This window comes from Streptomyces sp. AP-93 (genome assembly GCF_022808175.1).
Classification (GTDB): Bacteria; Actinomycetota; Actinomycetes; order Streptomycetales; family Streptomycetaceae; genus Streptomyces.
Window position 1 is genome coordinate 1 of record NZ_JALGBX010000027.1, and the last position, 22014, is coordinate 22014.

Annotated in this window: 22 protein-coding genes and 1 pseudogene; 13 read left to right on the plus strand and 10 right to left on the minus strand. The window is 71.0% G+C overall.

Going from position 1 to position 22014, the window contains the following annotated elements:
* Nucleotides 1-82 precede the first annotated feature (82 nt).
* From MTF69_RS34265 to MTF69_RS34275, 3 genes are all read left to right on the plus strand, one after another.
* A complete protein-coding gene (locus MTF69_RS34265; protein ID WP_243340275.1) occupies nucleotides 83-532 on the plus strand; it encodes a hypothetical protein in 450 nt (149 codons plus the stop codon).
* A 65-nt stretch (nucleotides 533-597) separates the two neighbouring features.
* Nucleotides 598-900, plus strand: coding sequence for a hypothetical protein (locus MTF69_RS34270; RefSeq protein WP_243340276.1), 303 nt, complete (start codon nucleotides 598-600; stop codon nucleotides 898-900).
* A gap of 23 nt (nucleotides 901-923) precedes the next feature.
* Complete coding sequence (locus MTF69_RS34275; RefSeq protein ID WP_243340277.1) at nucleotides 924-1094, plus strand: hypothetical protein; 171 nt, start codon at nucleotides 924-926, stop codon at nucleotides 1092-1094.
* Between the two features lie 132 nt (nucleotides 1095-1226).
* Here the strand turns inward: MTF69_RS34275 and MTF69_RS34280 are convergent, their stop codons facing one another.
* Entirely contained in the window at nucleotides 1227-3491 is a 2265-nt protein-coding gene (locus tag MTF69_RS34280) for a LamG domain-containing protein (protein ID WP_243340278.1), read from the minus strand.
* Nucleotides 3492-3621: 130 nt separating this feature from the next.
* On the minus strand, nucleotides 3622-3798 hold the full coding sequence (locus tag MTF69_RS34285; RefSeq protein ID WP_243340279.1) for a hypothetical protein: 177 nt from the start codon (nucleotides 3796-3798) through the stop codon (nucleotides 3622-3624).
* Nucleotides 3799-4257: 459 nt separating this feature from the next.
* Between MTF69_RS34285 and MTF69_RS34290 the strand changes: the two genes are divergently transcribed.
* Both MTF69_RS34290 and MTF69_RS34295 read left to right on the plus strand, forming a co-directional pair.
* Complete coding sequence (locus MTF69_RS34290; protein WP_243340280.1) at nucleotides 4258-4779, plus strand: hypothetical protein; 522 nt, start codon at nucleotides 4258-4260, stop codon at nucleotides 4777-4779.
* Nucleotides 4780-5107: 328 nt separating this feature from the next.
* A complete protein-coding gene (locus tag MTF69_RS34295; RefSeq protein WP_374324834.1) occupies nucleotides 5108-5596 on the plus strand; it encodes a hypothetical protein in 489 nt (162 codons plus the stop codon).
* Between the two features lie 171 nt (nucleotides 5597-5767).
* On the opposite strand, the gene MTF69_RS34300 is transcribed toward MTF69_RS34295, so the two are convergent.
* A complete protein-coding gene (locus MTF69_RS34300; protein WP_243340281.1) occupies nucleotides 5768-6460 on the minus strand; it encodes an N-acetylmuramoyl-L-alanine amidase in 693 nt (230 codons plus the stop codon).
* Between the two features lie 1261 nt (nucleotides 6461-7721).
* On the opposite strand from MTF69_RS34300, the gene MTF69_RS34305 reads away from it, so the two are divergent.
* Nucleotides 7722-9059, plus strand: coding sequence for a D-alanyl-D-alanine carboxypeptidase family protein (locus MTF69_RS34305; RefSeq protein WP_243340282.1), 1338 nt, complete (start codon nucleotides 7722-7724; stop codon nucleotides 9057-9059).
* Between the two features lie 40 nt (nucleotides 9060-9099).
* Here the strand turns inward: MTF69_RS34305 and MTF69_RS34310 are convergent, their stop codons facing one another.
* From MTF69_RS34310 to MTF69_RS34340, 7 genes are all read right to left on the minus strand, one after another.
* Nucleotides 9100-10203: a HAMP domain-containing sensor histidine kinase gene (locus MTF69_RS34310; protein ID WP_243340283.1), complete on the minus strand. Its 1104-nt coding sequence runs from the start codon at nucleotides 10201-10203 to the stop codon at nucleotides 9100-9102.
* Complete coding sequence (locus tag MTF69_RS34315; RefSeq protein WP_243340284.1) at nucleotides 10196-10903, minus strand: response regulator transcription factor; 708 nt, start codon at nucleotides 10901-10903, stop codon at nucleotides 10196-10198. Before MTF69_RS34315 ends, MTF69_RS34310 begins: the two co-directional genes overlap by 8 nt.
* A gap of 74 nt (nucleotides 10904-10977) precedes the next feature.
* Entirely contained in the window at nucleotides 10978-11685 is a 708-nt protein-coding gene (locus MTF69_RS34320) for a VanZ family protein (protein ID WP_243340285.1), read from the minus strand.
* A gap of 151 nt (nucleotides 11686-11836) precedes the next feature.
* Nucleotides 11837-12259, minus strand: coding sequence for an SgcJ/EcaC family oxidoreductase (locus MTF69_RS34325; protein WP_243340286.1), 423 nt, complete (start codon nucleotides 12257-12259; stop codon nucleotides 11837-11839).
* A 67-nt stretch (nucleotides 12260-12326) separates the two neighbouring features.
* Nucleotides 12327-12752: an MmpS family transport accessory protein gene (locus MTF69_RS34330; RefSeq protein ID WP_243340287.1), complete on the minus strand. Its 426-nt coding sequence runs from the start codon at nucleotides 12750-12752 to the stop codon at nucleotides 12327-12329.
* 115 nt (nucleotides 12753-12867) lie between these two features.
* On the minus strand, nucleotides 12868-13614 hold the full coding sequence (locus MTF69_RS34335) for a DUF2993 domain-containing protein (RefSeq protein ID WP_243340288.1): 747 nt from the start codon (nucleotides 13612-13614) through the stop codon (nucleotides 12868-12870).
* Complete coding sequence (locus tag MTF69_RS34340; protein WP_243340289.1) at nucleotides 13611-14309, minus strand: TetR/AcrR family transcriptional regulator; 699 nt, start codon at nucleotides 14307-14309, stop codon at nucleotides 13611-13613. Before MTF69_RS34340 ends, MTF69_RS34335 begins: the two co-directional genes overlap by 4 nt.
* A gap of 275 nt (nucleotides 14310-14584) precedes the next feature.
* Here MTF69_RS34340 and MTF69_RS34345 point away from each other — a divergent pair.
* The 7 genes and pseudogenes from MTF69_RS34345 to MTF69_RS34375 all read left to right on the plus strand — a co-directional run.
* Nucleotides 14585-15403 (plus strand): annotated as a pseudogene (locus tag MTF69_RS34345) (MMPL family transporter); the annotation flags it as partial.
* Between the two features lie 81 nt (nucleotides 15404-15484).
* Nucleotides 15485-16210 (plus strand): ribonuclease H, encoded by a 726-nt coding sequence (locus tag MTF69_RS34350; protein WP_243340388.1) that lies wholly within the window; start codon nucleotides 15485-15487, stop codon nucleotides 16208-16210.
* 111 nt (nucleotides 16211-16321) lie between these two features.
* On the plus strand, nucleotides 16322-17461 hold the full coding sequence (locus tag MTF69_RS34355; protein ID WP_243340290.1) for a substrate-binding domain-containing protein: 1140 nt from the start codon (nucleotides 16322-16324) through the stop codon (nucleotides 17459-17461).
* A 115-nt stretch (nucleotides 17462-17576) separates the two neighbouring features.
* Complete coding sequence (locus tag MTF69_RS34360) at nucleotides 17577-18884, plus strand: ABC transporter substrate-binding protein (protein ID WP_243340291.1); 1308 nt, start codon at nucleotides 17577-17579, stop codon at nucleotides 18882-18884.
* A 129-nt stretch (nucleotides 18885-19013) separates the two neighbouring features.
* Entirely contained in the window at nucleotides 19014-19943 is a 930-nt protein-coding gene (locus MTF69_RS34365) for a carbohydrate ABC transporter permease (RefSeq protein ID WP_243340292.1), read from the plus strand.
* Nucleotides 19940-20917 carry a carbohydrate ABC transporter permease gene (locus MTF69_RS34370; protein ID WP_243340293.1) on the plus strand — a complete coding sequence of 326 codons (978 nt, stop codon included), beginning with the start codon at nucleotides 19940-19942 and terminating at the stop codon, nucleotides 20915-20917. The genes MTF69_RS34365 and MTF69_RS34370 overlap by 4 nt, the downstream gene beginning before the upstream one ends.
* A gap of 95 nt (nucleotides 20918-21012) precedes the next feature.
* Complete coding sequence (locus MTF69_RS34375) at nucleotides 21013-21990, plus strand: hydroxyacid dehydrogenase (RefSeq protein WP_243340389.1); 978 nt, start codon at nucleotides 21013-21015, stop codon at nucleotides 21988-21990.
* The last annotated feature ends 24 nt before the right edge of the window (nucleotides 21991-22014 follow it).

The window sequence follows — 22014 nt, forward strand, 5'->3', positions numbered from 1 at the left end:
CACTCCAGGGAAGCCACTGAAGGCAAGGACCCATAAGCCACATCCGGCCCTCCCGGGCCACCCAACAACTTACGGAGGGCTCATGTCCGTGGTACCCCGTACTCGCAAGCTCCTGACCACGATCGCCGTCGCTCTTTTCGTCTCCGTCGCAGGGGCCGGTCTAGCGGCCCCCGCGAGCGGCGCCGCCCCCGCCCCCGCCGCCGCGAGTCCGGTGCAGGAGGTCAGGGCGGTGCCCGCATTCAACGCCGGCGGAGTCTGGTACCTCTACCAGACCAACGCCACGGTGCGGGTGGACCTGACGCAGGACAGCAGCGGGCGGCTCTTCGGAACCGTGTCGTCCGGGAACACCGTGGGGACCCTCCGAGACGGCTCCGTGGACGGGGAGAACATCTACTTCACCGTTGGCTGGTCGCACGGGCCGATCGGCCGCTACACCGGAGTCCGCGGCCCGGACCGACGGCTCTCCGGCACCACCTTCGACCTGACCAACCCGTCCAGCCATGCGAACTGGTCCACCCAGCGCACGTTTTGACCGAAGGCAGAAGACCCCCGCGGCGCGGGGGTCTTCGCATGTCAGCCCTAAGGGCTGCCGGGGTCGTGGTTGGTGCGGACGTATTCCGCTGGAGTCACCCGGCAGCCGTTGATGGCGAGGGGGACGCGGGCGTCGTGGTGGAAGCACGAGATGGCGCCTGGTACGCACTGAGGGAACTGCCCGTCGGCGTCCGCAGCCTGCTGGTGGAGATCACAGAGATCGCCGTCGCTCCTGCGGATACCGGTCCGGGCGATGTGAAGTTCGCTGCCGCCCATGCCGTCTGGCAGGCGTTGGGGCACCTGCCGTCTCGTCCGCCGTTCACGGGCGAGGACGGAAACCCGGTGTTTCCGGCGGAGGGAGACCCCTGATCAGGGTCTGTGATGATCTTGGTGTGAGGCGCGGAGACCTGACGGACGAACAGTGGGCTCGGCTGGAGCCGTTGCTGCTGTGCTGGGCCCTGACCGCCGACGACCGCGAGCGCGAAGCGCTCCTCGGGCTCGCCGAGGACTGCCCCGGAGCCACCGTTGCCTACGAGCCAGTCGCCTTCGCCACCACGAAGTAGGCGGGTGTCCGGCGGATCATGGCCGGGGTCGCGGCGGCTCCGACGGACACCCCTGGATCCCGGGCTGGGAACGGGGCGTGCCCCGGTCGGATCGTCTCCGGCCGGGGCACGCGGGGTTCGTCTGCTGGGGGATCAGGCCGCGGGTGCCGTGAAGTGGCAGTTGGCGGACACGGGCGTGTTGTTGGTGGTGTCGTCAGCCGTGCGGACCCGCCAGCCGTACCTGTGGTCGGGGATGAGCTTCGGCACGGTGAGCGAGACGGTGCCCTGGCCCTTGACCGTCGTGGTGCTCTTCGATCCCGGCGTGCCCAGGCTCAGGATCTGGGTCGAGGTGGTCATGTCCCACAGGGAGAACTCGGCCCACACGTTCTTGGACGGGTCGGGGTGCCGGACCGTCGCGGTGAGCGTGGGCGTGAGGCTGCCGGCCGTGCCGAAGGCGTTGCCGAAATCGCCGGGATGCTGGTGGCAGCCCTGGGAGAGCTCCCCCTGCGGACCCTGCATCGCGATGTTCTCGCCAGTGGGGAACGCCATGGTCCCGGAATAGGAGGCGACCTGGTCGTCCCGAAGGGCGTAGTTGAAGGCCTCGACCCGCTGGATGTGGCCCTTGAAGCCGGCCTGCCGTACGCCGCTGACGAGGTCGCGGCCGACGACGAAGGGGCCGCTGGCGCGCCACCTGTCGGTGTGCGTGGTCTCGGCCTTCTTCGTACCGTCGACGAAGAGGCTCGCTTTGCCGGTGGCGGAGTCGTAGACGCCCGTGAGTCGGGTCCACTGCCCCGTTTCCGCGCCCAGGGCGACGGCCTGGTCGATGTTCCACCCGTCGTCGTCCTTCCTCGGCAGGCCGAAGCGCCAGGATTTGTCCCCCGCGTTGTAGAAGAGGATCACGCCGCTGGCCCGGTTGCCGTCCTGGGACAGGACGGCGGAGGTGCTGGCGGAGGCGTCGAGCTTGGCCCAGGCCGACACGGTGAAGCTGTGGGCGGTGTCGAACGCGGGGCCGCCGGCCGCGATGGCCTCGTCCACGCGGCCGTCCATGTACAGGGCGCCGCCGTGCTCGGCCGTCCGCCAGTCGCTCGTACCGTCGCCGCTCGCGCCGGTGAGGCCGGCCGAGCCGCCGGTGGTCGCCGTGGCGCGGCCGTCGAGCTTCCAGGAGAGGGCGGGGCTGCCCTGAGTGTGGCCGTAGACCGGGGTGTGGTCGGAGTAGGCGTTGTCGTCCGGCTTACAGACGACCATTTTGACCTTCTGGCACAGCGGCTGGACTTCAACCAGGTAGTTCGTCCTGTCGCCGAACTCGGTCCGCGAGTCGCAACCGGTGAAGCCGCCGGTCGCGAAGAGGTAGTCGATCTTGGACGACGTGACGTCGTACGAGACGTAACCTCCTTCGGGCGTGAGCGCCGCGTTGGTCCGGGTGAACTTCGTGTCCTCGTTGACGGCGTCGTTGTACACGCCGTCGTTGGGCAGGTACGCTCGCTGGTCGCATTCCGCCATCAGGCTGTAGAGCGGCTGGAGCGTCTCCTGGTTGCGCGTGTTGAAGTCGCCGCCCAGGACCACGGACGGGAACTTCTTCACCACGTTCACGACGATGCCGAGCTGCTTCTGGTAGTAGGCCTCGGCCGTCTCCTGCGAGATCGGGACCTCCCAGTGCGGCTCGTCCTTCTTCTTGAACCTGTCGTTGTTGAAGTTGGAGATGTGCGTGCTGCACAGGTGACTCTCCCAGCCGGCCACCTCGGCACAGAGGATGGTGCTGCTGCTCATGGAGAGGCCGGTGCCGACGGGGGTGTCGAAGTCGTTCTCCGACTTCCACGTGATCTGCCCCTTGACGGCGATGGCGACGCTCAACTGGCCGGTCAGGGCGTCGCCACGGCAGTCCGAGCCCTCGGAGTCGATGAGCTCGGAATCCCTGCGCTCGGGCTCGGGCCCGTCGCTGTCGTCGGGCCGTGTCACGCCCGCGGACGCGAAGCTCCACCCCTTTCCGGCGAGCAGCTTCGCGAGCTCGTCGAGGTGGCTCGTTCCGTAGAGGTCGCCCGATGTCGTACCGGCGCAGACCTCCTGAAGCAGCACGGCGTTGAGGTTGCGCTCGTTGATGAGCTTGACGACGCCTTCCATCTTCTTGCGGGGGCCGTCGTAGTCGTAGATCGCCGATCCGTCCGGCTTCTTGCGTCCGGTGTCGGTCTTGTTGCCGTTCCGGTAGGGACAGTAGCCAGCCTCGGAGGCGTAGTTGCCGCCGGCCTCCCCGCACATATTCCAGGTCGCCGCGCGCACCGAATCGCGGGTGTAGGCGGCCGCCGCCGCGTCGCCGGGCGTAGTGGTGAGGGCCGCGGCGGGCGTCACCTGTCCTCCGACGAGGAGGACGGCGGCCAGAACGGGCGCCCATGCGCGCAGCCATAGGGCCGCAAATCTTCTCATATCAGCTCACAAGTGGACGTGTGGGTGTCCGCATCCCCCGCCCCGAGCCATGACAACCCCAGGACAGCTCCAGGACTGTGCCACACGGGGTGTGGCGCATGATCAACGGGGGATCCCTCCGGGCGGACCCCTAGCCGGGACCCGATGCGGAAGCGCAACTCCCCGGCGGCTGAAGGGTCTCCTCGGGCTGATCGTCGTCGAGCAGCCCGAGGAGCGCCATCACGGCCCGTGCCTCGTCCCTGCTGATCAGTTTCAGGCACGGGTCGGTGACCCCGTCGAGGGGCGCGTCCAGCAAGTCGTTGTCCACACCGGAACAACGCCTGACCGGACCGGGCGGTGCGATGCCGCGTACAGGGCGAAAGACCGGCTGCCCGTCACGCAGCGACGCCGAGGATCGTCGTTGTCGACGCGGCCGGAGACGATCCGGGCACGAGCAGCCGCCAGTGGAAGCAGAACGGCGCGGCCGCTTCGGCGCCGTAGCCGGACACCGACAAGGAGCACTCCCCACGGGTGATGTCGGAGGACCGGCTCGGTGAAACGATTGGCCCCGTCCGGGGGTGTCCTACCGTTGGCGGGATGCAACGTGCCCTCGCCGCGTTGTCTGCCGCCTCCGCCCTGTTGCTCGGCGCCCCGCCCCCCGCGGCCGCCGCCACGGCGGCGCCGTGCTGGCGCACGCGGTCAAGGTGTGGCAGTTCTCCGGTGCGAAGAAGGCGGGCATTGGACGCAGGGCTCGGGAACCGCCGCGACCGACAGGATCACGCGGAACGTGACCCTGCTCGCCGGATACGGCGCCGAGATGCGGCGCAACGTGGAGAGCCTGTGTGACGCGCCGTACGGCACGGATACGGAAGTTGCCACCTCCGCGCAGGGCATCGCCGTGGTCGAGGCGACCGGCCCGGCCGGACCGGTCTCGCTGGAGGGGATCTCCGACGCCGAGGCGCGGAAGTTCGTGACGACGCCGGTGCGCGTCCTGGAAGTGGTGAAGGAGGAATGGGCGCCTGCGGTGGCGATCACCCAGCGCGTACAGGCCGGCGGGGCCCCGGGCAGCTACACCCTGACGGTCACCCCGAACCGGCAGGAGGTGCTCCTTGAGGCCGGCCGTCAGTACGTGGTGGCCGTCGGCCCCGGAGACCTGACGGCCGGGCCCGGGACGAAGAACTACGGCTTCGCGTTCGCCGAGGTCGTCCAGCCCGTGAAGCGGGGCGTGGCCGGGGAGGCCGCCTACTGGCGGGACGTTCTGGCGAAGGCCCCGCCGAAGCCGGCTTGCGACGACACGGTCACCAGCTGACCCTCGGCCAGCCCGTAGCCGCCCCTCCCGCTCCGGTCACCGGCCGGTATGGGCCGGCCACCGGAGCTCAGGGCGTACGGACCACGGCGCTCGGGGTCTCGGGCACGGTACACCTTCCTCAAGGGGCGTACCCAGGCACTGCTCGCCGAGCAGACGAAGGGCGAGGGCCGACACCGATCCGGATCGGAGCCCCCGCGACTGCGACTCTGCCGCGGGGCACCGACCTGACCACCCGCACGCGATCGTGTCGACCCGGTGAGCCGTGCTGAGGGGCCCTCGAGCATTATTCAGGTGTGGGCCGGCACGAGAAGATGCCAGAGTCGCCGTCGTGACCTTGATGAACGTGCTCGTCGACTTCGCCCGGACCGGCCGTATCGGCCCGCTTCACTGCAGCATGCCGCTGGCGGAGGCCGAGGATCTCCTGGGTCCAGGGCACCCGCACCCCGCCATCCGGATGAGACCGGACATTGACGGCTACCCCCACGCTTGGAACGGCCTGGAGCTGGTCATCACCCAACGCCTTGTAAGCGGAATCTGGATCAGGCTCCGGCCAGGCTCGACGACCAAGTTGCCGGCCCTGGTCTTGCCGGACTCGGAGTCCTACCCGTCCTCAGTGCTCCGAGAAGACCTGATCGCCGGCCTCGATGCAGTCGACTGCCGCCACGACGTCAACGACCGCCTCACGTTCGGTGAGCAATCAAGCATCCTTACCCAACCCGCGGACGTCTGCGCGGTGTTCTTCACGCCTGGACGCGACGACCACGTGCCCCATCGTGAACGCCTCTACCTCGGCGCGATCCACAAGCGCGCGGCTTGACATCTTTGATCCCACAGAACGCCATGGCGAAGCGTTTGGGACTTCATGGCGAGATGGACCGCAGCACTCCGACTCCGTCCGTCTCACATCAAAACGGTCAGCCGCCCGAAAGATGTCACCGGATGCGTCGTCCTGCCCCGCCGCCGGGTCGTCGAGCGCACGCGGCCCGGCTCACTCCCCGCCGGGCAGGCGCTCGCGCACCCGGCGCATGATCTCGGCGCGCTGGCCGGACCGGAGGGCGCCGGGGCATGCGTGCGCGCCCCATTCGGCGCCACCCATGGCGTGGATCCCCAGACCCGGCTGGTCCGGGCGTTCGCTGACGGCCGCCGGCCAGCCGTGCGAGCCGGCGCCCCAGGCGTAGATGCGGGCGACGGCGTCGACCTGCGCCTCGGTGAGCGCCCGGGCCGCGAAACCGGAGGTCTCGACCGAGGCCCAGGACCCGTTGCCCTCCACCTGCGCCCAGGCCCGGTCCAGGACGGACACGTACTGCTCCGTCTCCCCGTCCCGGGAGACCCAGAAGTGCGAGGAGGTCTTGATCCCGGGGGTGTTGAACCGCTCGTACAAAGAGCCCTCGCCCTCCTGGACGTGGAGCACGAGCCCGCGCTGCGCATCGCGGTCGCCGAGGACGAAGTTGCGCTCCAGGGGGATCTTCGCCACCCCGGGCATCCATCCGGATGCGGCGGAGGCGGTGGGCGAGGCGGCGGGCGGTCCCGCCCCCGGAGCGCGGTCGTCGTCGCTCTGCGCGGAGCCGCCGGACCGGGCGGCCAACAGGGAGCCTGTGGTCGCCGTGAGGAACACGGCCCCGCCGCCGGCGAGCAGACGTCGCCGCGACGGAGCCGGGGGGCCGGGGGTGCTGGGGCTCATGAGCGGTGTCCGGTTCCTGGTGGTGCCGTGCGTGGGGGAGAGGGCGATTCTTCGGGGCGCGCATGATGGGGGCGTGATCGTTTGATGATCGTTTGACGACGGATGCCGGCCAGGGCCCGGCCGGACGGATTGTGACCAACTGGTCATCCAGCGCGCATCACCTGCGCATATGCGGCCCGGAGACTGGCTGCTGATCCAGAACGGCACGAGCAAGGCGGTGTACGGCATGACGGCGGTACCGGTGGAGGGCGAGACGCCCGGCGCGACGAGGGACGAGCCCCCGGCGAGGACGCCCGGCGCGCGCGAGGCGCACACACCGGCTCCCGCCCAGCGGCCAACGCCCGACCCCGCACCCCGGCCGGGTCCGGACCCGCGCACCGTGCCGGCGCCGAGGGCGGCTCCCGGGCCCGATGCCGAGACTGGCTCCGAGCCGGAGCCCGGCTCCGAGCCCGCATCCGCGATCGCGCCCGCGACGTCGCCCGCGCCTTCGTCCGACCCCGCCTCGGGCGCCATGCCGGAGCCCCCGGCCGGGTCCGGGTCCGAACCTGAGACTGCGTCCACACCCGGCCCCGAGGCCGTCCCACCGTCCAGGGCGGTGCCCGCGCCTTCGTCCGCTTCCGGGCCCGCGTCTGGCGGCGAGCCTGAGGCTGCGTCCGCTCAGGAGTCCGGGACTGCGTCCGCGCCTGCATCCGGGGCCAAGGCGGTGTCTGCGTCCGAGCCCACGGCCGTGCCTGACTCGGGGCCCGTGGCGCGGCCGGAGCGGGAGTCCGGGTCGGAGCCGCAAGCCGTTCCGGAGGGGGCCTTCCGGGTTTTGCCCGCTCCGGACCCGCGGGCGCGGCCGGATGCGGAGTCGGGTCCGGGGCCCGACCCCGCGCCGGACACGATGGCAGCAACCGGTACTGGTACTGGTACTGGTACCGGTACTAGTACCCGTCCTGAGTCGGACTCCGAGAGGACGAGCACGTTCATCGCGCTCAAGCCGCTGGACGAGTCCCCCTCGTCGTCGGTGCCGACATGGGCGTCAACGTCAACGTCAGCACCAGGGCCTGCGCCGGTACGCGTACGGCCCGCCCCTGCCGTGCCGACGGCGGGGGATGCCCCGGCTTCGGGAACCGTGCGGGCTTTGGGAACGGCTCCCGCTCCCGGAACCGGGTCAGCTCCGGGAACCGCCCCGGCTCCTGGAACGGCTCCCGTTTCGGGGCGGGCTCCCGCCCCAGGGGCCGACCCCGCGCGGGCGCCCGGCCCGGCCCGGCCGCCTGGCGTGACCCCCGAGGGGACCACCGAGCAGCCGTTGCCCGCGCTCGATCTGCTCGCGCAGCTCACCAATACCCCGCCGCCGCCCGCGACCCCCGGCCGGACCGTCGCCCGGCGGGTTCGGATCTGGGTGCCGCCGCTGCTCCTGCTGGTCGCCGTACTGGCCGTCGTACAGGCGCTGCGGCCGCTGCCCGACGCCCTGTTCACCCGGGGGGACGCCGCGTCCGCCGTCACCCTCGACGGTCGCTTCGACGTGCCCTGGCCGGAGAAGGGCCAGGCCGCCGTACGGGTCGGCGGCGCGGGCGACGTCGGCACGTTCGGGGAGCAGAAGCCCGTGCCGACGGCCAGCGTCGCCAAGGTCATGACGGCCTACGTGATCCTCAAGAACCACCCGCTGAAGAAGGGCGAGGACGGCCCGCAGATCGAGGTGGACGCCAAGGCCGTCGCGGACGGCACCTCGGTGAGCGAATCGCGCATCACGGGCCTGACGGCCGGCACCCGTTTCTCCCAGCAGAACATGCTGAAGATGCTGATGATCCCCTCGGGCAACAACATCGCCCGCCTGCTGGCACGTTGGGACACCGGGAGCGATTCCGAGGCCGCGTTCGTGGAGAAGATGAATGCCGAGGCCAAGGCGCTCGGCATGACCTCCACCACGTACACGGACCCGAGCGGGCTCGACGCCAAGACCGTGAGCACCGCCGTCGATCAGCTGAAACTGGCCGAGGAGGTCATGAAGTTCGACGCGTTCCGGGCGATCGTCCAGCTTCCCAACGCCACCGTCCCGGGCCTGCGGGAGCCGCTCAACAACAACAACGACGACCTGCTCATCGCCGGACTCAGCATCAAGGGCATCAAGACCGGCTCCAGTTCGGCGGCCGGAGGCGCGCTGATGTGGGCGGCGTACAAGACGGTGGGCGACAAGACCCCGCTGATCCTCGGCACGATGCTCGACCAGCACGTCACCGGCGCCGACCCCGACGGCTCCAACAGCCTGATCCTGGTCAAGCAGAACAGCAAGAAGGTCATCGAGGCCGTCCGCGCGGCACTGATCTCGGCCGGCGCGGTCAAGAAGGGCCAGGTCGTCGGCTACGTGGACGACGGGCTCGGTACCCGGACCCCGGTGGTGGCCACCCGGGACACGGCCGTCGTCGCCGTGCCGGGCCAGCGGCTCGAACTGACTCTGGCCGTGGGGGAGAAGGGACTCCCCGAGGAGGCGCGGGCCGGCACCGAGATCGGGGTCCTGACCATCGGCACCGGGCCGGGCGCCCCGACGGTCCCCGTGGCGCTCCAGACGGACCTGTCCGCACCGTCCCTCGGCGCGAAACTCCTACGCCTCCGCTAGAGGGCTGTGCCGGGTACGGGCGATGCCTACCGCCTACCGCCTACCGCCCGCCGGGGAGCCGGACCGTGACGAGGAGGCCGCCGGCGGGGCCGGGGGCGAGGTCGAGGGTGCCGGCGTGGGCGCGGACGATGCTGTGCACGATCGCCAGACCGAGCCCGGCACCGGCGTGCTCGTCGGTGCGTACGCGGTCCGCCCCGCGCCGGAAGGGTTCGGTGAGGGTCGGGACCAGTTCCGGTGGGAGCCGGGGGCCCGTGTTCTCGACGCGCAGCAGGCTCGTGTCGCCGTGCTCCTCGGTATGGACCGTCACGCTCCCGCCGGTGGGGAGGTTGTGGACGACGGCGTTCTGGACGAGGTTCGTCACCATCCGCAGCAGGAGCTCCGCGGAGCCGTCGGTCCGGGTCGGCCCGCCGGTGACGTCGAGGGTGATCCGGCGCTGCTCGGCGAGGGGAAGCAGAGTTTCGGCGGCTTCCTCGGCGAGGAGCGAGAGGTCGACGCTCCCGCGGGTGAGGGTGAGGTCCGCGCGGTCGCCGTGGCTGAGCAGCAGGAGGGCCTCGGTGAGGTCGATCGCCCGCGCATTGACGACGTACAGGCGTTCGATGAGTTCGCCCCGGTCCCGCGTCGGGTCCTTGCGGGCGACGTCGAGGAGCGTCCGCGAGATGGCCAGCGGGGTGCGCAGCTCGTGGGAGGCGTTCGCGGCGAACCGCTGCTGCTCGGCCACGTGGGACTCCAACTGTTCGAGCATCGAGTCGAAGGCGTCGGAGAGTTCACGGAATTCGTCCTGGCGGCCCTGCATGTGGATCCGGTGGGACAGCGACCGGTTCCCGGCCGTCCGCGCCGCGTCCGTGATCCGGGTGAGCGGTGCGAGCATCCGGCCGGCGAGGATCCACCCTCCCACGAGGCCGAGCACCAGCAGGAACGCCAGTACCGCGGCCGCCCTCGGAGCGAAGACGCGCAGGAGGTTGGAGCGGATGGGAAAGACACCGTGGGTGGGCGTGTCGGCGGAGACGATGAGCGCGCGATCGGGGACGTACCGCAGGAGGAACAGCCACACCGCGGCGAGCAGCAGGACCCCGGCGACCATGAGGAATCCGGCGTAGCTGAGGGTGAGTTTGGAGCGAACGCTCAACCCGGGCGCCCTATCCACGGTCTGCTCCCGGGGTTGCTTCCTCGTGTCCGGCCTCCGGCTGGGTGTCGATGCGGTAGCCGACCCCGGGGACCGTGGCGATGACCCACGGTTCGCCGAGCCGTTTGCGCAGGGCCGAGACGGTGATGCGCACGGCGTTGGTGAGGGGGTCGGCGTTCTCGTCCCAGGCCCGTTCCAGCAGGTCTTCGGCGCTGACGACCCCGCCCTCGGCGGCGACGAGGACCTCCAGCACGGCGAACTGCTTGCGGGTGAGCGCTACGTAGCGGCCGTCGCGGAAGACCTCCCGGCGGAAGGGGTCGAGCCGCAGGCCCGCGATCTCGCGGACCGGGGGCCGGGCGTACGCGCGCCTGCGGTCGAGCGCCCGCAGCCGCAGGACGAGCTCCCGCAGCTCGAACGGTTTGGTGAGGTAGTCGTCGGCGCCGAGTCCGAACCCGGAAGCCTTGTCGTCGATCCGGTCGGCAGCGGTGAGCATGAGGATCGGGATGCCGCTGCCGGAGGCGACGATGCGGCGGGCGACCTCGTCGCCGGAGGGGCCGGGGATGTCGCGGTCCAGGATCGCGAGGTCGTAGGAGTTCACGCCGAGCAGTTCCAGGGCGGAGTCGCCGCCGCCGGCGATGTCGGCCGCGATCGCCTCCAGCCGCAGACCGTCGCGGACGGCCTCGGCCAGGTAGGGCTCGTCCTCGACGATCAGTACGCGCATGCACGAAGCCTAAGCACCAGGACATATCGCCGTCGTATGCAAGGCGCGCATCGGGTGCGCATCGGGTACGCGACTCAGCCCGTCGGCGTCAGCGCGGGGCGGGACCGGTCCGACGGCGCCGGTGCCGTGGTCCGCCACCAGCGGCGCGACGCCAGAGCGGCCAGGGCGGCGCCGACGGCGTTGACGAGTACGTCGTCCACGGAGGACACCCGGTCCAGTTGCAGGACGTACTGCGCGGTCTCGACGAGGACCGAGCAACCCGTCCCGAGGGCCAGGACCCGCGGCACGGAGGCCAGCGCCGCCCACCGCATCGGGGCGAAGAACCCCAGCGAGGCGAACACCAGCAGGTTGCCGGCGATCCCGAGCGGCCCCATCGTGACCAGGTCCCGTACCGGTACCAGGCTGAACCGGCCGGGGACGATCCCGGCTCCGGAGCCCGGCATCATGGTCATCCACACGAACGGCAGCGTTCCGTGCACCATGCCGACCTCGGCCAGCGAGATCCGCCACGCCGATCCGGCGCCGATGCCGGCGGCACGCCGACGGCGCGCCAGGGCCCACGCCACCAGCACGGACAGGGGCAGGGTGACGAGGGTCATGAGCACCACGCCGTTGAACGTGTCGAGGCAGCCGTGCCACTGCCCGGCCATGCACCTCGGAGCGGACATCATGAGCGGCCCCCGCACGACGTACAGGGCGCTCGCCACGCCGAGGACCGCCAGGCCGAGGAGCACGCGCCTGCGCGTGCGGCGGGGCGGCGACGGGGATGCGTTGTGGTTCATGTCCCCAGGGGAGACCGTGGGCCGTTGCGGTGGCGTATGCGGTTTTCGATACGCCGGCGATACACGCGGTGTCCGCCTCCGGATGGGCGTGCGTGGCCAGTTCGGACCTTCGTACGCGATGCCGCGCGCGAGCCGATTCGGGCTCGTCCGATCAGGTCGTCCCGTCGACGACGACCCCCGTGTTCTGGCAGGCGGTCAGCAGCCAGCGCCCGTCGGGCTGCTTCGCCATGACGTACAGCGGAGCGCCCTCGCTCTCCTCGCCCGGGGACAGGTAGCGCTGGCGGACCTTGACGGCCGCGACGTCGGGGCGGATCCAGAGCACGTGGAGCACCTCGTAGGTGACCTGGCCGTCCCAGGTCGCCGCGGGCAGGACCTTGCGGGTGAACTCCGAGATCGCGTCGAGACCGATGAGGACCTTGCCGTGGGCCGTCGTCCAGATCGCGTCCGGGTGGAAGAGACCGAGGAACTCCTCGGGGTCCTTGGTCCGCTGGGAGTGCTCGACGGTGGCGACGAGCCGGCTGATCGCTTCGATGTCCGCCGCGCGGGACGGGAGGTCGGTGGTCATGCGGATCATGCTCACACCTCAAGCGCGGTTGAGGTCAAGCCTGTTGCGGTACGGGCTGCCCGAGTGGCCGGACCGGCTACTCGGCGGTGACCGGAGACACTGCGACGCAGCCGCCGGCCGTGGCCGCTTCGCCCGTGGCCTCCTTGATGACCTTGCCCTTGTAGATGACCTTGCAGGTGAGGTCGGCGGTGTTGTCGACCGAGCTGGGGGCGACGGCCGCGGGCATGATGCCGCGCAGGGTGACCGTCTTCGTCCACGTGGCGCCCGGCTGCTCGGCGGTCGCGAGGTTCGGCGCGCTGGCCGTGCCCCCTCCGTCGTGGAAGGAGACCGAGTCGACGGTCTTGCCGGTGACCTCGTAGGTGACCTCATAGGTCTCGTTCACGGCCTTGTCGACCACCTGGTCCACGGCCTTGTCGGCTGTAGCGGCGGAGCAGCCGGCGGCGGCGAGCGCCAGGCCCGCCAGGGCGAGGGCGGAGAACGTGGTGGCGGATGATTTGCGCATGAGTGGAGGGTAAATTTAAAGAATCCGTAAAGTCAATTCTGGGCGGGTGGGCCCGGTGGAATGGGAGATTGGAGCAAATTCAGGCCTTTGCGAACCGGAAGGTGGAGGAGGTGGTCTACGCCTCCCTGCAGTCCCTCCCTGCGGTGTCCGAAGCGGCGGACTTCGTGAGGGAGGCGTCCAGGGTGAGGCCCTCGCCGGTGGCCCTGGCTCCGGTGAGGCTGACCCCCTCGGGCAGCTCGCCGACGTCCACGGTGCGGGGTGCGAGCCGCTCGGCCAGGCCGGCCGCGCCGGGCAGTGCGCTCACGGTGGCTATCGGCAGTTCGCGGCCCAGCACGGTGACCGTCGTCGGGGTGATCGTCAGGCCGGCCGCCGTGGCGCTGGTGCTCGCGTGCACGGTGACGGGGAGGCCGAGGCCGCCCACGGTTCCGGTGAGGGTGAGTCCCTTCGCGTCGCCGCCCACCGTCAGCCCGTCGGCGCCCGCGGCGGCTTCCCCCGAGTCGGCCAGGCGCTTCTGCAGGGCCTCGTAGGGGATGGTGGCCGTCGCCCGGCCGCCGCTGATGCCGCCGTCGCGCGTGACGTCGTACAAGTCGGCCTTGATGTCCATGTCGGTGTCGGCGTCGGCGCGGCGCACGCCGTCGGCCGCCAGGTGTACGGAGCCCAGCCGGCCGGTCAGTGTGCGGAGTCCGGCGAAGGTGCCGGAGAGTTCGGCCGTGACGGGCCCGCGGGCCTGGAGGCGGCAGCCCGCCGCCCGTGCGATGCGGCCCTGGGCGGTGTGTTCGACGGCGACGTCGGCGACGAAGACGCCGGCGAGGGCGGCGGCCAGCCCGGCGGTGGCGAGGACGGGGGTGCGTCGGAGCTTCATTGCGGGGCGGATCCGATCTGCTTCAGCGTTCCGAAGGCCTCCAGTAGGAGCGCGGAGGGCGGGGTGTCGGTGAGGGTGCCGTTCGCGCGGCGCCGGCGCTGGGTGCGCAGGACGGCGCGGACGGCGGACAGGGCCGCGCCCGCGATCACGCCGGCGCGCAGGTCGGCCCCGGAGGTGTCGGCGGGGAGCCGGTTCAGCACCAAGAGCGTGAGCCGGTTCTCGAATTCGGCGAAGAGCTGGACGAGTTGGGCGGCCACCACGCGTTCGTCGCCCGCGATGGCCACGGAGTGGGTCAGGGCGGTGAGGCTGGACGCCGCGAACGGGGCCACCGCGGAGATCAGGGCGTTGCAGACCGCGTCGAGCGGATCCTCCTGCGGTGGGCGCCGGGCCAGTTCGGCCTCGACGTACGCGAACAGGTCGACGCTGTCGGGCAGGAGCAGGGCTTCCTTGCTCTCGAAGTAGCGGAAGAAGGTCCGCTCGGACACGTTCGCGCAGGCGGCGATGTCCGCGACCGTGGTGCCCGCGAAACCGTGCACGGCGAACAGTGCGGCGGCGCCCTCGCGCAGCAGCTTGCGGGTCCGCTCCTTCTTCCGCTCGCGCAGCCCGTGCTCCGACTCCGGCTCCGGCTCCCGGTCGGAGACGGGTGCGGGTGCGGGCGGGGGTGTGGAGGCGGGCTCGGCCGGATCTTGGTTCACCGTCGAAGCCTAGCAATGGCGTCACCCCTGTCAATTGTCAGGGGTGACAATTGTCAGTCCTGACATTTTCTGCCAAGGTGCTTCGTGTCAGCCCTGACACTTCTTGGAGGCGCCGTCTGCTCGCGCTGTGCGCCGTACCGCTGTTCTCGCTGCGCCTCGGCCACGTCGACGACGGCGCCGACCGGGCGGGCAGCACCACGCGCACGGCCTACGACTGGATCGCCGAGGGCGAGGGGCCCGGCTTCGGCCCCGGGGCCAACGGCCCCTTCGTCCTGGTGGCCGACCTCCACGAAGCCACCGTCCCCGCCGACCGGATCGGCGCCGAACTCACGGCGGCGCTGCGGGACACCGCCGGGATAGCCGGGTTCACGCCGCTCGCGCCGAGCCCCGACGGCCGCCTGCTCGTCTCCACCGTCACCCCGGCCACCGGACCGCAGAGCGCCGGCACGGGCAGCCTGTTCACGACGCTGACCGCCACCACCCTGCCCGACGCACTGACCGGCACCGGCGCGGAGGGCTACCTCACCGGATCCACCGCCGGCCAGCTGGACTTCCGCGACACCGTCAAGGATCGGCTGCCGCTCATCATCGCCATCGTGCTGGCCGCCGCGCTCGTGCTGCTGACCTTCGTGTTCCGCAGTGTCGTGGTCCCGCTGAAGGCGGTCGCCCTGAACCTGTTCACCACCGCCGCGTCCTACGGGGTCCTCGTCGCGGTGTTCCAGTGAGGCTGGGGGAGCGGGCTGATCGGGGTGTCGCAGCCCGTGCCCATCGAGTCGTTCGTACCGATGATGATGTTCGGAAACGTCTTCGGCCTGTCGATGGACTACGAGATCTTCCTGCTCTCCGCCATCGCCGGGGCCTGGCACCGCACCGGGGACAACACCGTCGCCGTCGGCACGGGCCTGGCGGCCACCGGCCGGGTCATCTCCAGTGCGGCGCTCATCATGACAGCCGTCTTCCTGTCCTTCGCGGCCTCGCCGACCGTCGTGGTCAAGATGCTCGCGGTGGGCCTGGCGGTGAGCGTGGTCCTGGACGCGACCGTGGTGCGGCTGGTGCTGGTCCCGTCGGCGATGTTCCTGATGGGCCGGGCCAACTGGTGGCTGCCGCCGTTCCTGGACCGGCTCCTGCCGCGGCCGCGGGCACGGGTGGCGGTCTCGGTGAGGCATGATCGGGGGATGTCTGATCGCATCATCGCCGCCTGCGACGGGGCGGCCAAGGGAAATCCCGGGCCGGCCGCATGGGCCTGGGTCATCGCCGACGTCCACGGGCACCCCGAGCGCTGGGAGGCCGGTCCGCTGGGCCGGGCCACCAACAACGTCGGTGAACTCACCGCTCTGCAGCGGCTGCTGGAGGCCGTGGCCCCCGGCACGGCCGTGCAGGTGCGGATGGACTCCCAGTACGCCATGAAGGCCGTGACCCAGTGGCTCCCGGCCTGGAAGCGCAACGGCTGGAAGACGGCCGCGGGCAAGCCGGTGGCCAACCGCGAGCTCGTCGAGAGCATCGACGCCCTGCTGACCGACCGGGACGTGGAGTTCCGCTACGTCCCCGCGCACCGCGAGGACGGCGACCACCTGAACGCGATCGCCGACCAGGCCGCCAGCGACGCGGCCGTGAGCCAGGAGCCGGCGGGTACCGCGCTGGGGCACGCGTCCGTGTCCGTCCCGGCGCCGGCCCGCAGCACACCGGCCCGCAGCACCTCCGCCCGCCGTCCCACCGGAGCCTCGTCGGCCAAGAACGGGACGGCCGCCAAGGGCGCGACCGCCGGCCGGGTCGGGGTGACCATCAAGGCCAAGTTCCCCGGTACCTGCCCCTGCGGGAAGCAGTACGCGGCGGGGGAGAAGATCGGCAAGCTGGGGTCGCGCTGGGGTCACCCCGACTGCGGCGGAGCCGACGCCGGATAGCTTTCAGCCACACTCCCTATGCAAAGCTTTCGTTCGAAAGAAAACGGAAGTTTCGGCTTTCGCGCGCTACGCTGACCTCGACCAGGGGATGCAGGCGAGGGGAGCTCCACCGTGCACGCAGAGGAACGACAGCAGGCGATCCTGCGCCGGGTCCGCGAAGCGGGATCCATGCGCGTCACGGACTTCGCGGCGGAGCTCGGCGTGTCCGTGGTGACGGTCCGCAAGGACGTCGAGGTCCTCGCCGAACGCGGCCTGTTGGCCCGGGTGCACGGCGGCGCGATGCTGCCCGAGGACTGGGCGGAGACCGCCGCCGTGACCGCCGCACCGGCGGCGGCGCGCGCGACCTCGGCCGCTCCCGGCACCGACACCGGCGCCGGAGCGGGATCCGGAGCGGGCCCCGGCCGCGGCCGCCCGCTGGTCCTCGGGCTGATCGTGCCGTCCTCCGCCTATTACTACCCCGAGGTGATCAAGGGCGCCCGGGAGGCGGCGGATGCCCTCGGGGTGCGGCTGACCCTCGCCGTGTCCACGTACGACGTGGACACCGAGAAGGCGCAGGCCGCGCGGATGGTCGCGGACGGCGTCGACGGGCTGCTGCTCGCGCCCTCCGCCGCCGACGGGAAGCCGGGCGGCCAGTGGTACGAGGAGCTGGGCGTCCCCGTCGTACTCATCGAGCGCCGCCCCGAACAGCAGGCCTCCGCCGCCGAGCACGTCGGCACGGACCACGGGTACGGAGCCAGGCTGGCGGTGCGCCACCTCCTGGACACGGGGCGCCGCAGGATCGCCCTGGTGATGCGTGGCGGAACCCCCACCGCACCCTGGATCAAGAAGGGCTACCGCGCGGCGATGGAAGAGGCCGGCCCCGAGGTCGCCGAGCATGCGCTCTTCCTCGACCTCGCGGAGTTCGGGGCGGGTGACGCCGTCTACGAAGAGGTGATGGCCGCCTTCGTGGAGGCGGTGCGGGAGGGCCGCGTCGACGCCGCCCTGGTCCATCCCGACCACGAGGCCATGGTGCTGCTGCAGCGGCTGCGCGCTGCCTCGCTGGCCGTTCCGGGCGATGTCGCGCTGGTCTCGTACGACGACGAGGTGGCATCCCTGGCCGACCTGCCGCTGAGCGCGGTGGCGCCCTCGAAGCACGAAGTCGGGGTCACCGGAGTGGAGTTGCTCGTACGGCGGCTGCGCGAGCCGGGCCGGCCCAGACGCCGGATCGCCATCCTCCCCGAGCTGCGGGTGCGCGCTTCCAGCGAGGCCTAACCGTTACTTGGCTTTTCTTTCTCAAGCTTTCTTTTTCTATTGACTCCCTTCTCCTCTGGCCGAATGATGTGCATCACCTCGCCGCATCGACGGCTCGCATCTGAGGAGCAGAGCAGTGAAGCTCACTTCCCGTACCTCCCGCGCCGCCCTCGCCACGCTCTCGCTGGCCCTGTTCGCCACTGCCTGCGGTGGGAGCGAGGGCGCCGCGCCGAAGGCCGACGCACCCAAAGAGCCGGTCAACCTGACCTATTGGGGCTGGACCGGCGGTGCCCAGCAGGTGGTGGACGCCTTCAACGCGTCGCACCCGAACATCAAGGTCACCTACTCGGCCATCACCGGCGGACCGGACGGGTACGCCAAGATCAGCAACGCGATCAAGGCCGGGAACGCTCCCGACGTCGCGGGCATCGAGTACCCGACCCTGCCGGAGTTCGTCAGCCAGGGATTCCTGGAGGACATCACCGGCCCGGCCGGCGCCACCGTGAAGGCGAAGTTCCCCCAGGGCGTCCAGGACCGGGTGACCCTCGGCGGCAAGACCTGGGCCGTGCCGTACGACGCCACGCCCAACCTCCTCTACTACCGCAAGGACCTCTTCAAGAACGCGGGCGTCGAAGTCCCCAAGACCTGGGACGAGTACAAGACGGCCGCCGAGAAGATCAAGGCCGCCGACAAGAACGTGCGCATAGGCGGCTGGGGCAACGACGACGCGCCCCTGCTGGCGGCGCTGTCCTGGCAGGCCGGTGCCAAGTGGTACGGCACCGAGGGCGATGGCTGGAAGGTCGGCATCAACGACGCCTCTTCGCAGAAGGTGGCCTCGTACTGGCAGGGCCTGGTCAAGGACGACCTGGTGATGAACCTGAAGATCAACGGCCCGGAGTTCGCGAAGGCCAAGGCCGACGGCGTCATGGCCAGCTTCATCGGCGCCTCGTGGAGCGCGGGCGGCACCATGACGGCCCTGGCCAAGGACTCCGGCAAGTGGGGCGTCGCCCCGCTGCCGCACTGGGGAACCCCGGCCACCGGCATGTTCGGCGGCACCAGCTACGCCGTCACCAAGGGCAGCAAGCACGTCAAGGAGGCGGCGGAGTTCGCCGCGTGGGCGGCCACCAGCCCCGAGGGCGTCAAGGCCCGCCTCAGCAGCCTGAAGGCGCCGAGCAGCAGCCTGCCCGCCAGCCCCGAGCTCCGTACGATCGCCGCCGCGGCCTTCGACGACAAGGGATTCTTCGGCGGCGACGACGTGTACGCGATCGCCGGCGCGCAGGTCGACACCATCGTCCCGGGCTGGGTCTGGGGCCCGGTGCAGACGGCCACCAACACCGCCATCCAGGACGCCGCGCTCAAGGGCACCCTGACCGACGGACTCGCGGCCGGCCAGACCGCCGCCGAGGCGGCCATCAAGGGCCGGGGGCTCAACCTCGCGAAGTAGGCGCCGCGCGGGGCCCGCAGCCCTCCCGGCCCCCGGGCCCCTCCCGGCACCCGGGCCCCGCCCAGCCCTGCAGCGAAGTCCCTTCCCCGTCCGTTCCGTTCCTCCGCAGCGCACCACCAAGGAGATCCGGTGGCAGCACCACTCACTCGTTCAGCGCGCGGCGCCGCGCCCGTGCGCCGGCCAGGCCAGGGCAGGGCGGTGCTCGTCTTCCTCGGCCCCTTCTTCCTGCTCTTCACCGCGGTCCTGATCCTGCCCGTCGGCTACGCGCTCTGGATGAGCTTCTTCACCGAGCGCTCCTCCGGCCTCGGATTCGGCGGCACCGAACGGGTCTTCAGCGGGTTCGGCAACTACGCCAAGGCGATCGGCGACCACGGCTTCACCTCCTCCTTCCTGCACGTGGCCGCGTACTGCGCCGTCTACATCCCCGTGATGATCGGCGCGGCGCTCGCCCTGGCCCTGCTCGTCGATTCGGCCGCGGCCAAGGCCAAGCGCCTCGTCCAGTTCGCCGTCTTCATGCCGCACGCGGTCCCCGGACTGATCGCGGCGATCATCTGGACCTACCTCTACACCCCCGGCCTGAGCCCGGTCCTGGACTGGATCGAAGCGGCGGGCGGCCACTGGGACTTCTTCGCCGCGGGCAGCGTCCTGCCCTCGCTGGTGAACGTCGCGGCCTGGCAGTGGATCGGCTACAACATGATCATCTTCTTCGCCGCCCTGCAGGCAGTGCCCCGCGAGGTCATCGAAGCGGGCGTCATGGACGGCGCCGGCGAACTGCGCATCGCCCTGCGGATCAAACTGCCGATGATCCGCTCCGCCGTCTTCCTCACGCTCCTGTTCACCTGTGTCGGCGTGGTCCAGATCTTCGGCGAGCCGATGCTCCTCTCGAAGCGGGCCGGCTCGATGGGCTCGGACTGGTCCCCGATGATGTTCATCTACAAGGCGGCCTTCGAGCGGCACGACTACGGCCTCGCGTCCTCCGCCTCGCTCCTCGTGGCCCTCGTCGCCGGCACCCTCTCCTACGTCGTCACCCGGATCGGAAAGCGAGGTGACTCGGCATGAGCACCCAGACGGCCCAGACGGCCCAAGCGGCCCCCTCGGCCCCGCCCACGACCGCCCCCGGCGGCGAGCCGGCGCCCGCACTCGGAGCCCCGCCCGCCCGGCAGGGCAAGCGGAAGCAGGCCGGAAGGCCGGGCCGGAGCGGCGCGATGGCCTCCAGGGCCGTGGTCAACGCCGTGCTCCTGGTGGCGGTCCTCTACACCCTGATGCCGCTGACCTGGCTGCTGATCGCCGCCACCAAGAACCACGCCGACCTCTTCGGGACGGCCGGCTTCGGATTCGGCGAGTTCCACCTCCTCGACAACCTCCGGGCCGTCTTCACGTACGACGACGGCATCTTCGGCCGCTGGCTGCTCAACAGCCTCCTCTACTCCGTCGTCGGATCACTGGCGTCCTCACTGATCAGCGTCGCCGCCGGATACTGCTTCGACAAGTACGAGTTCCGCGGCAAGGGCGCGCTCTTCGGCCTCGTCCTGACCGGCACCCTCGTCCCCACCGTCGTCATCACTCTGCCGCAGTACCTGCTCGCCTCCGAGGTCGGAATCGTCAACACCTACTGGTCGGTCCTCATCCCGGCGCTCGTGAACCCCTTCGGCGTGTACCTGGCCCGGGTCTTCTCCGAGGGCTACGTACCCGGTGAGGTCCTCGAGGCCGCCCGGATCGACGGAGCGAGCGAGCTGCGCGTGTTCCGGTCGATCTCGCTGCCGATGCTCATGCCCGGCTTCATGACCCTCTTCCTCTTCTCCTTCACGGCGAGCTGGAACAACTTCTTCGGCCCGCTGGTCATGCTCAACGACCACCACCTGTACCCGGCGGTGCTCGGCATCTACAGCTGGAACCAAGTCGTGCTCCAGTACCCGGAGTTCTACTCCCTCGCGATCACCGGATCCCTGGTCGCCGTCATCCCGCTCGCCCTCGCCTTCATCGGCCTGCAGCGGTTCTGGCGCTCCGGCCTCACGGCGGGAGCGGTCAAGTGACGGACACCGCCCCGACGAGCGACCCCGACCTCACGGGCGACGCCGCCCCGACCCGGGACCCCGCCGGGCTGCGCAAGCCCTGCACCCTCCTCGCCATGGACCGGGAGACGAAGGCGGCCCTGCTGGACGCCCCTGCCCTGACCCGGCTCGCCGCCACCACTCACCTCGACCCCGACCTCCTGGTCACCGACTTCACCGCGGCCGACCCCGCGCGGCTGCGCGAGGCCGAGGTCCTGCTCACCGGCTGGGGCTGCCCGCCCCTCACCGAGCAGGCCCTCGACCTCCTCCCGTCCCTGCGCGCCGTGGTGCACACCGCCGGAACCGTCAAGGGGCTGATGACGGAAGCGGCCTGGCGGCGCGGGCTGTCCGTCACGAGCGCGGCCGAGGCCAACGCCCAGCCCGTCGCCGAGTTCACGGTCGCCGCGATCGTCTTCGCCAACAAGCGCGTCCTCACCACCGCCCGGGCCTACCGGGAGGCCCGCACACAGCTCAACCCGCTCACGCTGTACCCCGGCATCGGCAACTACGGCAGGACCGTCGGCATCATCGGCGCCTCGCGCATCGGCCGCCGCGTCATCGAGCTGCTGCGCTCCTACGACGCGCGCGTACTGGTCCACGACCCGTACCTGGACGGGGACGAGGCCAGGGCCCTGGGGGTCGAGCCCGTCCACTTGGACGAACTGATGGGCCGCAGCGACGTGGTGACCGTGCACGCGCCCCAGACCCCCGAGACCCGCCACCTGATCGACAACCGCCGCCTCGCCCTCATGCGCGACGGCGCCACCCTCGTCAACACGGCACGCGGAACGCTGGTCGACACCGAGGCACTCACCGCGGAGGTCGTCTCCGGCCGGCTGCACGCCGTCCTCGACGTCACCCACCCCGACGTGCTCCCGGCCGGATCGCCGCTCTACGACCTGCCGAACGTACTGCTCACCCCGCACATCGCCGGATCCCTCGGCAACGAACTCGGACGCCTCGCGGCCTGCGCGGCCGAGGAGTTGGAGCGGTACGCCCGAGGACTCCCCTTCGCCTACGCCGTCCACCCGGCGAGCCTGGCCCACTCGGCCTGAACGCCCGCCGAAGAACCCGGAAGC